The following is a 14600-nucleotide window of genomic DNA, read 5'->3' on the forward strand; positions in this document are numbered from 1 at the left end:
AGCCGGGTTTGATAAAGCCGCCAGATTTCCTGACGATCCAATAATGTTAAGCGAGTGCGTTTGTGTATGTTCATCTACAGTATTCTCCTGAATACTGTAAACAACGCTAGGAATTCTTACAGCTTATGTTATATTTACAAAGAAGTATTCAGGCTCCGAAGCAATTTACTTGCGACACAAAAATGGAGGAAATAAAGATGCAAAGAACTGCTTATAAATATCTACTTGTTTTTCTGTTTGGGGGTATTGGATTATCGCTTTCGAGTTTAACATATGCGCAAAATCCCGAAATGGAACGGTATCAAGCTGCATTGATAGAGTTGAAAAACACTCAAAAACAATTAATGGAGAAACTTACTGATGAAGATAAGGAAAACTTTATAACTTCTCAAAGGCATTGGAACAGGTTCAAAAACTCAGACTGTTTAAACCTAGGTGTAAACCCTCTACATTGTTTAGAATCAAGAACCAAAGAGAGAATTCAGCATCTTAAAGATTTTTTAAAAAATTTTAGCACTGAGAAATCTACATAATTTCTGTTTTTTATAAATCTGCTCGACAAAACGCCTGTGCATTGCACAGGCGTTTTCATTTGAATACAGCTTCCTACAGTAACCGTCCGAGTTTGCCAGAAGCTTCTTTTTGCGCCACTCAGCCTGCTACTTCTTGTAGTCTAAGAATCACGTTTAGAACTCTTCCCAGTCACTTCCGCCACTGGCCGCTATCTTCCGAGGTGGTTCAGATGACTCGGATGCTATCACCTTAACGCGATTTGGCAATTTTGTAACCGGCCTGTTGCTTCTTTTGACTGGCTTGGCAATGCCGGAACCGCCGCTGCTTTCCGATAGTTTGAATACACTGACCGCTTGCGCGAGCGCTTGCGCCTGATCATGCATGGTTTCAGCTGCGGATGCCGCTTGTTCAACCAAGGCTGCATTCTGCTGCGTGACTTCATCCATTTGGGTGACCGCTTGATTGACCTGCTCAATTCCGGAATGTTGTTCCTGCGATGCGGCGGAAATCTCGTTCATGATGTCTGTTACGCGTTTGACTGCGGTGACGACTTCATCCATCGTGTCACCCGCTTCATCAACCAGGCGCGTGCCGACTTCCACTTTCGCTACCGAATCATTGATCAGCTCCTTAATTTCTTTTGCTGCTGTTGCGGAACGCTGTGCCAGTGTACGAACTTCAGTAGCCACCACCGCAAATCCGCGGCCTTGCTCACCGGCACGAGCTGCTTCAACTGCGGCATTGAGTGCCAATATATTGGTTTGGAAAGCGATACCGTCGATGACACTGATGATATCGACAATTTTTTTCGAGCTTTCGTTGATCGAACTCATGGTCTGCACCACCTGACCCACTACCGCGCCTCCCCTCACCGCGACTTCGGAAGCGCCCGCAGCCAGTTGATTAGCTTGGCGCGCATTATCCGCATTTTGCTTGACGGTCGAAGTCAGTTCTTCCATTGAAGATGCGGTTTCCTCAAGACTGGATGCTTGCTCTTCAGTTCGCTGGCTTAAGTCTGAATTGCCCGATGCAATCTCGCCGGCGGATGTTTGAATCAGATTGGCATCCACTCGCACTTTTCCTACCAAATCGATCAGATTATCATTCATGGCTTTCAGCGCGTTGATCAAGCGGCCAAATCCATTAACCGTCGAGCGGGGTTCAATTCTGGTAGATAAATCACCCGCAGCAACGGCATTGGCAATCGTGATCGCCTCGTTCAGCGGTTTGACAATACCGCGCAGCAGAATGTATCCCAGAGCACACGCCAGTAATACGCTCGAACTGATCGTAGCAATCATAATCATGAAAATGGAGTTGTAATCACTTACCGCGCTTTCATACTCTTCGGCCGCAACCTTGCCCTGCAAAGTAATCATGCTGTAAATGGTTTCGTGCAAGCGGTAAAACAGCGGTTCCGCTTCGTCTTTAAGGTTTTTTGCCGCACCATCGAAATCACCTGCAATGGTCATTGCGAATATTTTATTGACTGCCGCTACATAGGCTGCATGCAATCGCAATTTTTCTTGGGCGAGCTGCTCTTCCACTGTGGTCAATTCAGTCGCCATGAATCTTGCCCAGATTTCCTCGGCGCTTTTAATCGTTTTTGCTGTTTCTTCCGATTTTTCTTTCGCAAATTCCGTGCTTTTTGTGCTGGTCGCAATGGTAACGTTCTTACGCACAGCTTCCCAAATATCATTAATCGTCGCCAGATCAACAGCCGTCACCGTGCGATCCTGATAAACCGTTCTCAATCCTTCGTTCGATTGTTTTATCCCATGTAAGCCTAGCACACCGATACCAATCAGTATTACTGACAGAAGGCCGATCACAATGATCAGCTCCATTTTCACTGTCATATCTTTCAACATAAGAATCTCCTAAATTATTTCTACGTGAATGGCTTTATTTTGTAGGCACATTCCTCGTTTCAATCCAATGATCAAAATGACACCGGTTCGAATAAATGTTTTTTGCCAACAGGGTTTTATTATCGGCAGAAAAACTTGCAAATACATAGATATTCATTCAGGAGTTGAGCTACTTTTATGCCTCATTTCATTCTTTCGGTATGCATAATCAAGCGGACTTGCATAGTGCTTTTATCTTGAATTTTGATTAGCCGCTCGAATAAATTATTCCAAAACAGCACGCCCCACATGATAAAATCCAAGCGGATTCTTGATTGTTCATCCAGCTAATCTGAAATATCAATTCTAGTTTTTTCTTCCATGATACAACTCACTATTAATGGACAACCGCAGCAGTTTGAAGCGCCGATTAACGTTGCACAACTGATCGACCATCTGGCTTTGCATGGCAAGCGTATTGCCATCGAACGCAATGGCGAGATTGTGCCGCGCAGCCAGTTTCCGCAACAAATGCTGGTTCATGGGGATCAGCTGGAAGTTGTCGTCGCCGTCGGTGGCGGTTAAGTTCCGCTCTCAATCATTACACATCGATATAAAAAGAATCTCATGGATAATTTAGTTATTGCCGGCAAAACCTATTCATCCCGGTTACTGGTCGGCACAGGTAAATACAAGGATTTCAATGAAACACGCGCGGCGGTTGAAGCGAGCGGCGCTGAAATCATTACCGTGGCGATCCGGCGCACGAATATCGGGCAAAATGCCGGTGAGCCCAATCTGCTGGATGTGCTACCGCCTTCCCAATATACTCTGCTACCCAATACTGCAGGCTGTTACACCCTCGACGATGCGGTGCGCACGTTGCGGCTGGCCCGTGAATTACTCGACGGCCACAGCTTGGTCAAACTGGAAGTATTGGGTGATCCTAAAACGCTATACCCGAATATGGTGGAAACACTGAAAGCTGCGGAAATTCTCATCAAAGAGGATTTTCAAGTGATGGTGTATACCTCGGATGATCCGATTATCGCTAAACAATTGGAAGACATGGGCTGTGTTGCCGTGATGCCATTGGCTTCGTTGATCGGTTCCGGCATGGGCATTTTGAATCCGTGGAATCTGCAAATCATTATCGACAATGCCAAAATCCCGGTGCTGGTCGATGCCGGTGTTGGCACTGCATCCGATGCCACCATCGCGATGGAACTCGGTTGTGACGGTGTTCTGATGAATACCGCGATTGCCGCAGCGCAACATCCGGTATTAATGGCGTCGGCAATGCGTAAAGCGGTCGAAGCCGGACGCGAAGCCTATTTAGCCGGACGCATGGCGAAAAAGCTCTATAGCGCCAGCCCCAGTTCGCCGACAGAAGGCGTTATTGCCCGCACTGAAAAAACTCCCGGAAAACCGGCAGGCGGCAAATCCGAATAACCATTCCGCTTTATATTGCTACGTCATTAACCCATGCCGCAGACCATCCGCAGCTTCGTCCTTCGTCAAGGGCGTGTTTCCAATGCGCAACGCCGAGCCTGTGAAACCCTGTTGCCGCAATACGGTATTCCATTTAGCGGAAACCTGCTCGATCTCAATCAGATTTTTGGCCGTGATGCGCCTAAAATTCTGGAAATCGGATTCGGTATGGGCGAAAGCACCGCAACCATTGCGCAATCGCACCCGGAAAATGATTATCTGGGTATCGAAGTCCATACGCCCGGCGTAGGCAGTTTGCTGAATCAAATTGAGCAACTGGAATTGACGAATTTACGCATCATTCAGCATGATGCCGTAGCAGTCTTGCAGCACATGCTACCGGCCGCCTGCCTGGATGGTGTTCATATTTTCTTCCCCGACCCCTGGCCCAAAGTCAGGCATCATAAACGCAGATTAATCCAATCGGATTTAGTCGCTCGTTTATGCAACCATCTGAAACCGGGAGGATATATTCATGCAGCCACCGACTGGGAAGATTATGCTGAGCAAATATTGCATGTGCTGAGCCAGGAAACACAGCTCGGCAATACCGCAATAGACTACGCGCCACGGCCGGATTACCGGCCATTGACCAAGTTTGAGCAACGGGGAATCAAACTTGGGCATGGCGTATGGGATTTGATTTTTCAGAGAATTTGATTTTTCTATCTACTGTTTCTGCAATAAGTATTTTTTGGCTGATAGTTGGGCAATCTGTTTGCCCATTTCAGAGCCAACTTTACCGGAATTGCGATAATGCACGCCATCGTAAATACGTGCACTGGCGACTTCCTGCATAAAATCGTCTAACTTCGTCCAGCTACGCGCCACACCACCCGCTGCTTTGCTGGTGGTCGTTAATAGCGGAGTCTGGCTATCGCCGATTTCCGCTTGCAGTACCGTACCCACCGCGGCGGAAACAATACAATGCGCACACGGATATTCCGGATGCATCGGTGTATCGATAAACGGTATCCAAGACGGGTCTCGTTCAGTCGCATCATTGCCGTCAATATCCGCATTACGGATTGCAGTTACCGGCCGCCAAAAACCGTAGTGATATTTCGCATCGAATACGGCAATCAGCGCATCGTCTGAGGCCTGTGTCACTGCGGCAAACAAGCGCGCATTTTGTGTAATTTCTCTTCCGGGCATGTTGGCGACCGAGCGTACGATGCCGTGATAAATCGGTGGCATGACCTCCTCCCAAAACCGGGCAATTTCAGTTTGCTCAGCGCTTCGTTGCTGACTGTTTTTACTGCCCAGCGCTTTTACTTCGTTGAAATCGCGCGCCCATAATTCGCTCTCCAACCCCGGCGGCGGTCCTGGGCGAAATTGCGATGGCTGAGTCATTAACCAAGGTTTGCGGTACATCCATTGCGGCGCTTCGGGTAGCACGGTCGGTACATATACCCCCGCCTGTGTGTAGGGGCGGTAAGATTCACCGGCGGTTGCGCCATCGTCGATGCGTAGCGCCAAAACCGCTGCCGCCGCTTCCTCACCGACCGCAATACCGCGCATTTTTGCTGCTTCATCGGCGATGGTTGTCAGTGCCGCATGATAAACGCTATCAATCTCTGTTTGCCGGGATGGCACGAGCTTCGCCAATGCTGTGCGGTTAGCTGCTGCTACCGCCGCTTCTATGGATGCGCCTGGCGCAGCTTGAAGTTTTACATCGCTGATTGGATAACGTTGAGTAATTGCATTAACAGCTTCATATACGGATGTTTGTACAATCGCTAACGCTCGTTCGGCAGGAAGGGGTCCGATATTGGCATTGACAACGATATCGCCGGCGCGTTGATTCCAATCAGTCACCGCATCCGCGATGACATGGGGCGATGCCAGCATAATTAAAAACAATATCGCAGTACTTATACTCTGGCATTTATTCATTATTGACTTTATCTTTGTTTTTCAAACTATTGTTAATTATTAGGTATTATAAGAAATATTCGTCGCACTCACAAATTAAAGCACAGAAGCTGGTTTCAAATTCCCTGGAGCTTGTTAATATCGAAACCCCATTTCGTTGGCTCTTCGATACTTTCGATACCATCCGTGCCTTTCGATAGATCTAGAATTTCAACTGGAATATGCGCATTGGCACGTGTCGAAAAGAAGGTTTTGACGATCGGCGTGGTTAATTTTTTTGTGGATTGTTCCATCACTACACCTAAACGCCCGGATTTTAGTTTTAACAAGGTACCACTTGGGTAAATACCGATGGTTTTCACAAAAGCTTGAAAAATAGTTTCGTCAAAATGACCGTCTTTCCAAGAAGCCATTTTGCGGATCGACTCGGCCGGAGACCAAGCCGGCTTGTAACAACGATCCGACGAGATGGCGTCGTAAACGTCACAAACCGCCCCCATGCGTGCAAACAATGTCAGCGCATCACTGGATAATTTTTCCGGATAACCCTTGCCATCGACACGCTCGTGATGATGTAAGCACACATCCAAAGCCGTTTCATGGACTTGATAACAAGATTTTAAAATTTCCCAGCCGCGCTCCGGATGACTTTTCATGACGGCAAATTCTTCATCTGTCAATTTTCCCGGTTTGTTCAGCACTTCGTCCGGAATCAACATTTTCCCGATGTCGTGCAACAATCCGGCTGTGCCCGCTTGTTTGATTTGCGTTTCATCCAGCCCCATCTGCTTTCCCAGCGCTACCATCAACATACAAACTGCAACCGAATGCATATAGGTATATTCGTTGACATTCTTCAGCCGGATCAATGTGAGCAACGCGTTCGGATTGCGCTCCATCGATTGATTGATCTCCTCTACCAGGGATTCCGCACCTTCGATTTCAAGCGCTTTACCCATACGCACATCGCTGAACATTGAAGTGACTGCATCTTTGGTTTTTTTCTGAATTTTTTTAGCATTATCCAGTTCTTCTTCGACTGAAACGCGTGCAACCTGTTTCTTTACCGGTGGTGATGGTGGTGGGGGTGATCCATCCGTAGCGATTTTATTTACAGGAGTAACATTATTGGCAGACTTTAGGTTTTTCACCAGACCGGTTTCATCGGGAGCCACATCAAGCCCCTTAGCGGTATCGATCCATATTTCATCCAAATCGCAGTTGACAAGCTTATCCAAGTCTTTCTGCTGCGCCAGCTTAAACGATTTTCTCCAGAAAGGATGTTCCAGCCAATTACCGCGGAGTTCATGGATATACATTCCCAGCCGAACTTCACTTGCTTGCACTTTTTTTATCATAGGGCTCAATATAAAAAGTAGAAAAGAAACCTATCCCACTAATATTCATGATACAAATCAATCACCAATAATCATTTCGATTACTTCTGAATGCTCCGGTTCCACAGATTAAGAAATCAAGCTACAGAATGGATTTTGCATATTGTGCACTTTTTAGTGAGACGGTTAACGGTAGGATTGCAGGGCTTTTATAGAGGTATTCAATCCATCATAGCGCCAAAGTGAAGCGGCACACCAATAACATGCAATCTATTGCAAACAATCCGCGCCTTTTCTCAAAGTGCGCCGTGCGTAATAAGCAAAGGTGACCGCGCTGCGTTGGCCGCGCAGAATCCAGTCTCGCGCTTCCCTGCCTAAAGCGGGATCTATCGGTTGGATTTTTCCGGCGGGTGCCGCCAGCAACTGCATGCGTGCCGTCCGTTCAAAAGCAAGCGCCAAAATACAACCTTCTTCAATGCTGGAACTGGCGATCAACAAGCCGTGGTGTGCCAGCAGTAAAGCATGTTTATTGCCGATGGATTGAGCAATCAATTCACCCTCTTCGTTACCCACCGGTACGCCCGGCCACTTTGGCAGGAAAGCCACGTCGTCGTACAACACGCAATTATCCATGTGCGAAATTTCCAGCGGCGCTTCGAGCATGCTGAGCGCGGCGGTATGTACGGCATGCGTATGGATGATGCATTGCACATCGGGCCGGGCGCGATACAGCCAGGAATGAAAACGATTGGCCGGATTAGCCATGCCATCGCCTTGCAAAACTTCCAGATCTTCATTGACAAGTAACAAATTGCTCGCGCAAGTTTCGTCAAACCCGAAGCCCAGCCGTTGCGTCAAGTAAGTGCCCGGCTGCTCGCCGCGCGTAGTAATTTGCCCAGCCAAGCCCGAATCGTGGCCATTATCGAACAAAATCCGGCAAGTTAATGCCAGCTTTTGTGTCGGTGTGTAACTCGCGCCTTGCAAATGCTTGTCCATTTGCACAAAGGATTGTTGCATCAGTTGTTCTTTGCCTAAATTGAATGTGTCGTTACTCATGATTTTTCGCTGGATTCTTAAAATTCGTCGTGGTTGGAAATGAAGCGCTCAATGACGCGGCGGTCACGTTTGGTTGGCCGTCCTTTGATATGCAATGGCGGCGGTTGTGCTTTTAAGCGAGCTGCCAGTAATTCTCGCTGTTGCTTGCTTTCTTCGGTTTCCCGGTACAGCTGCTGCGCCACTGTGGCAGATCCTCTTTTATTCGATAATCCCAATACTTCAATATCATATTGATAATTATCAATGCGAATTGTCAGCATATCCCCTGCTACGAGTATTTTGGCAGGCTTTATCCGCTGGCCATTCACCGTAACCCGGCCGCGATCAATCGCTTCGGCCGCCAACGAGCGCGTCTTAAAAAACCGCGCCGCAAACAGCCATTTATCAACACGATATTTCTCTATAGTATCATCTGATTGCATAGTGAAGTTAATCTATCAGGTTAGTATCTATCCGAATCTTGTTTTGCAAAGTTTTATGTACCGGACATTGATTGGCAATTTCCAGCAATCGCGCTCGCTGTTGATCGCTCAGATTACCGTGTAATTGAATTGTGCGCGTAATGACATCAATTTGTGTTTTTTGCTTCTCACAACCGCTACAGTCTTCGGCGTGAACCCGGCTGTGATGCAGTTCCACAGTAATGTCTTGCAAGTCTATTTGTTTGTGGTTCGCATACATGCGCAGCGTCATCGAAGTGCAGCTACCCAGCGCAGCGAGTAATAACTCGTAGGGATTGAATCCAAGATCCGCTCCACCCAGTGCGATTGGCTCATCGCTGATCAGCCGGTGGTGCGGTGTCAAAATCTCACGCGTAAATTTTTTATCGCATTCCCGCACGATCACACTACCCGGCTCAACGGTTGGCTGTAGCGCACCATTTGTTTTAACCGGAACTGGATCCGTTTTCAGGTAACGGCTCGCCCAAGCCGACAAAACTTCCGCGACATAATGAGAATCTTCCGGATCTGACAGCAAATGATCGGCATGATCAAGGGAGACGAAACTTTTCGGATGTTTGGCCGCGGCAAAAATGCGCCCCGCTTCATCAATCGAAACGACTTTATCAACCGGCGAATGAAATATCAACAATGCCTTTTTTAGCGCGCCGATATGTGCAACTGAATTATATTTCTCCAAATCATCAATAAATTGACGCTGGATCTTAAAGCTTCTTCCAGCTAATTCGACCTGCACGGACGGTTGATTCTGCAATTCCCGATAAGAATCGGCAAACAAGTGTTTAACATGTGCTGCTGTTGCCGGTGCGCCGATGGTTATCACCGCATTGACTTGCGGCAAATCTTGCGCTACCGCAAGTACGGCAGCGCCGCCTAAGCTGTGTCCGATTAAAAGCGCGGGGGCGGGGTAATGTTGCTCCAGGTAGCGCGCAGCCGCTAACAAATCCTGTAGATTGGAAGAAAAATTGGTATTTGAGAAATCGCCTTGGCTATTACCAAGGCCGGTAAAATCGAAACGCAATACCGCAATGCCGCGATCCGCCAATGCGAGCGCAATCCGCGCAGCCGCGGGGTTATCTTTGGAGCAGGTAAAACAGTGAGCGAAGAGCGCGTACGATTTAATCGCGCCAGATGGCATTTCCAGCAAACCGGATAACGATTCGCCTTGCGCATTTTGAAATACTGCTTGGATACGCGGCATGGACTATTTACCTTATAGCAACCGATCAGACAGCACTCTTTCGAGTGGAATGCTGTGTGCAAATAGTACCAAAGTTTGAACCGGAAAATTCTTTTCTTCGCTGGAAAAGTAAGTTAATTCCGGATTAATTCGTGTTGGAAGTTTCCCGCAGTGAACTTGATTAAACCATCAGTTCGGTCCGTTTTGCTGTTCCCTGCGGCAGGGTCAATACTTTGTTCTTCTTAATCACCAGCATCTTATCGAATTGAAAATCATCAGCAGCATCATTAGAAAAACCGCTGTCATTGCGCAATAAGTGATCGATGGTCACTTTGGCAGCGGCAACCGTTTCGGTATCAACCGTCACTTTCGCCAAAATCTGCCGCAGAGCTACCCTGTCGATCGTAGTACCGGCTTTATCGACCGAATAATATTTTGAAACTTCGATGCGATTGTTGAAAAGCACTGCTGCTTTTCCCCATACGACATTGTCATGATCAACCCCAATCACGGTATCGATAGCCCACACGATCATTTCACCGAATGTTTTACCGGCCGCCATTTGCGCCAGCATATAATCGACCACTACCGCAATATTGGCTGGTGTAAAGGTGCTTCCGAGCAGATGCGTTACGATTTTGGTTGCATTCCGAGTATTGTGATGCGATGCGGCTTTACCCCAATTGAGATTCGAAGCCGGGATGGGCGATAAAGCACTCATGAGTTCTGCGATCAGCTCTCCTTGCGTAGCGCCGGCGATCATCCGGTGCGTCAAATAATCAATGACTAGGCTTTTATCGCCAATCGACACGCGGTCGCCGACCAAATCGTTAACAAACTTGACTGCAAACTCATTCGGCTTCAAGTACGCTGCATACTGCCGATCAAAGAATAAAGAGCTTTCCGTTAGTAATTGCGCCAGACTTGCCAAGGATTGGCCACTCTGCAACATCGAGCCGAGAAACATCAGATTCGACGCACCTGGCGCAGTCTTAAACATAGCCAGCATGAGTTGAAGAATGGAAGTTTGATGTTGATGGGTAAGCGCCATACGTTGATTTTCCAGGGTATGGGTTGCGTTAGTTTTTTGTGCGATCATAGGGGTAAGGCAGTTTGTGTTTTGCTTAAAAAAGATTCATCAGAAACGGACAGAAATATTAACCATTCACTTGGCTTACTCAATTTATTGTTCATTAAAATGTAATCGTTAGCAATGCGGTAAATTGCCGCACTCGAGCAATAGCAGCAAAAACTACCCAAAAGTATCAATTTAATCTATGGCATCATCATTAAATATTCTCATACTCGGTCACGGTGAAATGGGGCATACGATGGAATATCTGCTCAAGGACCGGCACACATTTGCGATTTGGGAGCAATTTCTGCAAAGCAACTACCCTTACACTACGCTGGAACAAAGCGCACCGCTCGCAGACATCGTATTGTTTTGCCTGCCCGTCAATCCGCACCGCGAAGTAACTCAACGCATCGCACCGTTACTGAAAAAAAACTGCTTGTGCGTCAGCATCGCCAAGGGACTCGATGAATCCGGCAAAACCGCAGCGCAAATTTTTGCGGAAAACCTGCCTACGCATCAACCGTACGCGCTTCTGTATGGCCCGATGATTTCCGAGGAAATCCGCGCAGGCCGGTACGCATTTGCGCAACTGGGTTGCCGCGATCTTGCCGCATTTCATGCCATGCAAGCGTGTTTTAATCACACCAGACTGTATATCGAGCACACGTTTGACATCGCCGGTATCAGCTGGCCGGTGATATTAAAAAATGTGTACGCGATGGCGTTCGGCATGGCCGATGAACTCCAGCTTGGTGATAACGTGCGCGGCTATCTGGCAACGGCAGCTCTACAAGAATTAAATCAAATCACGCAAGTCATGGGTGGTCAAGCTGGCAGCCCGTATCGCTTGGCGGGATTGGGGGATCTGATCACTACCGCCACCAGCGAAAGCTCTCATCATCATGGATTGGGCCGCAAACTGGCACGAGAAGAAATAGATGGTATTTCAGGCGAAGGTCCGCATACCCTCAAGATGATCAAACAGTACCGGCTGCTGGATACAGAAAATTACCGGCTTTTTCAACTGATCGGGGAAATCGCGCAAAATCCGCACAATGTCCGATCAAAATTTGATGATTATTTCAAACAAACTTTTCAACACCCACCGCAGAACTAAACTTCAATACTCAATATCCGGCGAATTTCGTCTGTTTTGAAACCTAACGCCATCGGACGCCGCACACCCGGCAGTACAACAACATCGTACAGTTCTTCAACTACGCCTTCCATGCGCAGCCAATGCACAACATCACCCGTGCGCAAATCCACGATCTGAACGCCGCAGCGCGCTTCGGCATTACGTGATTTAAGATTCGCATCCAGCGCTAAGCCGCTGAAAGTTTTATTGTGACGTGGTTTGGAGATTCCGATTAAGGCGAAATCACCGTGAAAGCTGAGTCCGCGCATATAGCCGGGACAAAAACAAACCGGCTCAAACTGTCCCGTTTGCGGATCGACATAGCCAAAATCCCCGGTACCGGAATTGAGCAGCCATAACTTGCCGTTATGCCAACGCGGAGAATGCGGCATCGACAACCCGAAACACACGATCTCGTTAGTATCCACACTGATGACCACACCGCCGTCGGCACGATGCTCACGCCAGCCATCGGCGACATCGGAGCGGCCAACCGCAGTGACATACGCCGGCTCACCATCCCGCATCGCCAAACCATTCAGGTGGCAGCGATCTTCCGCCGCCAGCTTGCTGATGAAGGCGGGTTGCCACAGCGGTTTAAAGCTATGCGCTTCGCTCAATGCCGCCAAGCAACCAAACAACGTGTTGACGAACACCAACCGGCCATGACTATCCACGGCCATGTCGTGAATGTCCAGATCGCCGGTGGTGTAACCCACTTGCGGTACATACAGCCGGTCGTAACCCTCCTGCTGCTGTCCGGGTTCGAAGATATTTTCAAAGCGCCAGATCTGATACAGGCTGCTCATATACAAACCATTCGCTGTCGTGCACAGTCCCATGCAGCGGTTAAAACTGCGTTCAAACACCGAAAGCGCATTGTCGGGTTTCAAGCCGATAAAATACAGTTTGCCAATCTGGTATGTCGTCAGCGCGATAGAAATCTTTTGCTCCGCCAGCCACGACAATAGTTGACGTGAGGTTGTGATTTCCAGCGTTGCCCTAAGGAAGCACCGAACAATTAGTGATTTTCAGATTTTCCGGTAATCCTGCCAGTTTTTTGAACACGAATTCCCGGCAATTCATTTTTCAGTGGTGTTTTGTAGCCGGATTTCCCCTGTTTGTGCGTCATCATCGGCCACCGGGGTGTGATAGACGGACTTTTCCCTCAAGTCGTCATCAACTGCCTGCGCAGCAGGTACAGGTTGGCCAGGCCCATCAACATGTTCACCTGAACGGCATTCTTCATCAGCCCGCGGTAGCGGGTCTTGGAGAATCCAAACTGCCGCTTGATCACCCGGAATACGTGTTCTACACGCGCCCGGATCGAGGAATGCTTCCGGTTACGCTTCTTCTGACTCTCCGAGAGATTCTGTCCGGGCTTGCGTTTGTCTTGCACGCACCAGCGTATTCCCAATTGCCGTGATCCCCGTTTGTATTCATCGCTGGCGTAGCCCGCATCGCCAAATATAACCTCGTCTTCCGCCCGCAGCAGTTTAGGGAAAACGTTGATGTCAGCTTCATTGGCTGCGGTAATTTCAACCGTGTGCACTGCCCCGCAATCCACATCGGCCCCAACATGCACCTTCATGCCAAAGTACCATTGTTTTCCCTTCTTCGTCTGATGCATCTCCGGATCGCGCGCCTGTTCACGATTCTTGGTCGAACTTGGCGCATGAATGAGTGTGGCATCTACCATCGTGCCTTTGGAAACCAGCAAGCCCTGAGCCTTGAGGTGAGCATTAATCGCTTCAAGCAATACCGCCGTCAATTCGTGTCGCTCCAAAAGATGACGGAAATTCAGTATCGTGGTCTCGTCCGGCAGCGCATCGGTAACACCACTGAACCCCGCAAACCGGCGCATGCTTTCGATCTCATACAGCGCATCTTCCATTTGCCGGTCTGACAGGTTGAACCAGTTTTGCAGGCAGTAGATACGAAACATGTTCTCCAGCGCCATCGGCTGACGCCCCCGCCTTCCAGTCTTGGGATAATGCGGTTCAATCTGCGACAGCAACACTTGCCAGGGTATTACCCCTTCCATCTCGTTTAAGAAAACCTCCCGCCGTGTCCGGCGTTTCTTGTGATTGTAATCAAGATCGGCAAAACTCGTTTGGTGTAGCATGGCGTATTTAGAAGGTCGTTAATAAATCTATTATCTCAACAAACCTCGGGATTTGTTCAGCGGTTCCCTAAATAATGAACGATCCTGCACAAATATGATTCCTCCCCAATTTTGCAGGAAATCGCTGAGCGGTCCGGCATGAGGATTGCCATTGGCTATGATGGAAGAATCGATCCCGTCCGGTATGACAACACTCTGACCGATGACAGCGGCATCACCGCAACCATGTGTAATCACCATGTGATTATTCGATTGTTTACCTTCCGTTACTTGCGGCGGATCAATCACGGTATGCGCGAACGCATCGGGTTGAATAACCCCTAACAGCATAATTACGGGTAATACATTATGTGTAAGAATTCCTAGCGTTGTTTACAGTATTCAGGAGAATACTGTAGATGAACATACACAAACGCACTCGCTTAACATTATTGGATCGTCAGGAAATCTGGCGGCTTTATCAAACCCGGTTGTGGAAGGTAACGCATTTGGCAGA

General features: G+C 48.2%; 15 protein-coding genes. 5 read left to right on the forward strand and 10 right to left on the reverse strand.

Annotated features, from left to right (window positions below; translation table 11 throughout):
• The first annotated feature begins 197 nt into the window (after positions 1-197).
• A complete protein-coding gene (locus DU481_RS14490; RefSeq protein ID WP_350135659.1) occupies positions 198-533 on the forward strand; it encodes a lysozyme inhibitor LprI family protein in 336 nt (111 codons plus the stop codon).
• Positions 534-686: 153 nt separating this feature from the next.
• On the opposite strand, the gene DU481_RS14495 is transcribed toward DU481_RS14490, so the two are convergent.
• Positions 687-2384, reverse strand: a complete 1698-nt coding sequence (locus DU481_RS14495; RefSeq protein WP_350135661.1) for a methyl-accepting chemotaxis protein — start codon at positions 2382-2384, stop codon at positions 687-689.
• 360 nt (positions 2385-2744) lie between these two features.
• Between DU481_RS14495 and thiS the strand changes: the two genes are divergently transcribed.
• The 3 genes from thiS to trmB are packed head-to-tail and all read left to right on the forward strand — an operon-like array spanning position 2745 to position 4514.
• A complete protein-coding gene (gene thiS, locus DU481_RS14500; protein ID WP_090315716.1) occupies positions 2745-2948 on the forward strand; it encodes a sulfur carrier protein ThiS in 204 nt (67 codons plus the stop codon).
• 42 nt (positions 2949-2990) lie between these two features.
• Positions 2991-3815, forward strand: coding sequence for a thiazole synthase (locus DU481_RS14505; RefSeq protein WP_121168082.1), 825 nt, complete (start codon positions 2991-2993; stop codon positions 3813-3815).
• A gap of 33 nt (positions 3816-3848) precedes the next feature.
• Entirely contained in the window at positions 3849-4514 is a 666-nt protein-coding gene (gene trmB / locus DU481_RS14510) for a tRNA (guanosine(46)-N7)-methyltransferase TrmB (protein ID WP_350135663.1), read from the forward strand.
• 9 nt (positions 4515-4523) lie between these two features.
• Here the strand turns inward: trmB and DU481_RS14515 are convergent, their stop codons facing one another.
• From DU481_RS14515 to DU481_RS14540, 6 genes are all read right to left on the reverse strand, one after another.
• The gene (locus DU481_RS14515) at positions 4524-5705 is read right to left on the reverse strand and encodes a vanadium-dependent haloperoxidase (protein ID WP_350135665.1); all 1182 of its coding nucleotides are present in this window, start codon (positions 5703-5705) and stop codon (positions 4524-4526) included.
• A gap of 140 nt (positions 5706-5845) precedes the next feature.
• Complete coding sequence (locus DU481_RS14520; protein ID WP_350135667.1) at positions 5846-7087, reverse strand: cyclic di-GMP phosphodiesterase; 1242 nt, start codon at positions 7085-7087, stop codon at positions 5846-5848.
• Between the two features lie 249 nt (positions 7088-7336).
• Entirely contained in the window at positions 7337-8122 is a 786-nt protein-coding gene (locus tag DU481_RS14525) for an aldolase (RefSeq protein WP_350135669.1), read from the reverse strand.
• Between the two features lie 17 nt (positions 8123-8139).
• Positions 8140-8544: an RNA-binding S4 domain-containing protein gene (locus DU481_RS14530; protein ID WP_350135671.1), complete on the reverse strand. Its 405-nt coding sequence runs from the start codon at positions 8542-8544 to the stop codon at positions 8140-8142.
• A gap of 7 nt (positions 8545-8551) precedes the next feature.
• Complete coding sequence (locus DU481_RS14535; RefSeq protein WP_350135673.1) at positions 8552-9784, reverse strand: bifunctional alpha/beta hydrolase/OsmC family protein; 1233 nt, start codon at positions 9782-9784, stop codon at positions 8552-8554.
• Positions 9785-9944: 160 nt separating this feature from the next.
• Positions 9945-10862 carry a hypothetical protein gene (locus DU481_RS14540; protein ID WP_350135675.1) on the reverse strand — a complete coding sequence of 306 codons (918 nt, stop codon included), beginning with the start codon at positions 10860-10862 and terminating at the stop codon, positions 9945-9947.
• Positions 10863-11040: 178 nt separating this feature from the next.
• Between DU481_RS14540 and DU481_RS14545 the strand changes: the two genes are divergently transcribed.
• Entirely contained in the window at positions 11041-11958 is a 918-nt protein-coding gene (locus DU481_RS14545) for a hypothetical protein (RefSeq protein ID WP_350135677.1), read from the forward strand.
• Here the strand turns inward: DU481_RS14545 and DU481_RS14550 are convergent.
• From DU481_RS14550 to DU481_RS14560, 3 genes are all read right to left on the reverse strand, one after another.
• Positions 11955-13001 carry a TIGR03032 family protein gene (locus DU481_RS14550; RefSeq protein ID WP_350135683.1) on the reverse strand — a complete coding sequence of 349 codons (1047 nt, stop codon included), beginning with the start codon at positions 12999-13001 and terminating at the stop codon, positions 11955-11957. The genes DU481_RS14545 and DU481_RS14550 overlap by 4 nt on opposite strands.
• A 146-nt stretch (positions 13002-13147) precedes the next feature.
• Positions 13148-14104 (reverse strand): IS5 family transposase, encoded by a 957-nt coding sequence (locus DU481_RS14555; protein WP_350135679.1) that lies wholly within the window; start codon positions 14102-14104, stop codon positions 13148-13150.
• A 30-nt stretch (positions 14105-14134) separates the two neighbouring features.
• Entirely contained in the window at positions 14135-14434 is a 300-nt protein-coding gene (locus DU481_RS14560; RefSeq protein WP_350135681.1) for a hypothetical protein, read from the reverse strand.
• Between the last annotated feature and the right edge of the window lie 166 nt (positions 14435-14600).

The sequence above is a fragment of the Nitrosomonas sp. genome, from assembly GCF_040240425.1.
GTDB lineage: Bacteria > Pseudomonadota > Gammaproteobacteria > Burkholderiales > Nitrosomonadaceae > Nitrosomonas.

Excerpts from the sequence above, each read along its gene's own strand:
- DU481_RS14545 (WP_350135677.1), top strand. The coding sequence starts at position 11,041 with ATGGCATCATCATTAAATATTCTCATACTCGGTCACGGTGAAATGGGG.
- DU481_RS14490 (WP_350135659.1), top strand. The coding sequence starts at position 198 with ATGCAAAGAACTGCTTATAAATATCTACTTGTTTTTCTGTTTGGGGGT.
- DU481_RS14515 (WP_350135665.1), bottom strand. The coding sequence starts at position 5,705 with ATGCTGGCATCGCCCCATGTCATCGCGGATGCGGTGACTGATTGGAAT.
- DU481_RS14555 (WP_350135679.1), bottom strand. The coding sequence starts at position 14,104 with ATGCTACACCAAACGAGTTTTGCCGATCTTGATTACAATCACAAGAAA.
- DU481_RS14505 (WP_121168082.1), top strand. The coding sequence starts at position 2,991 with ATGGATAATTTAGTTATTGCCGGCAAAACCTATTCATCCCGGTTACTG.
- DU481_RS14525 (WP_350135669.1), bottom strand. The coding sequence starts at position 8,122 with ATGAGTAACGACACATTCAATTTAGGCAAAGAACAACTGATGCAACAA.
- DU481_RS14495 (WP_350135661.1), bottom strand. The coding sequence starts at position 2,384 with ATGTTGAAAGATATGACAGTGAAAATGGAGCTGATCATTGTGATCGGC.
- trmB (WP_350135663.1), top strand. The coding sequence starts at position 3,849 with ATGCCGCAGACCATCCGCAGCTTCGTCCTTCGTCAAGGGCGTGTTTCC.
- thiS (WP_090315716.1), top strand. The coding sequence starts at position 2,745 with ATGATACAACTCACTATTAATGGACAACCGCAGCAGTTTGAAGCGCCG.
- DU481_RS14530 (WP_350135671.1), bottom strand. The coding sequence starts at position 8,544 with ATGCAATCAGATGATACTATAGAGAAATATCGTGTTGATAAATGGCTG.
- DU481_RS14560 (WP_350135681.1), bottom strand. The coding sequence starts at position 14,434 with ATGCTGTTAGGGGTTATTCAACCCGATGCGTTCGCGCATACCGTGATT.
- DU481_RS14535 (WP_350135673.1), bottom strand. The coding sequence starts at position 9,784 with ATGCCGCGTATCCAAGCAGTATTTCAAAATGCGCAAGGCGAATCGTTA.
- DU481_RS14540 (WP_350135675.1), bottom strand. The coding sequence starts at position 10,862 with ATGATCGCACAAAAAACTAACGCAACCCATACCCTGGAAAATCAACGT.
- DU481_RS14520 (WP_350135667.1), bottom strand. The coding sequence starts at position 7,087 with ATGATAAAAAAAGTGCAAGCAAGTGAAGTTCGGCTGGGAATGTATATC.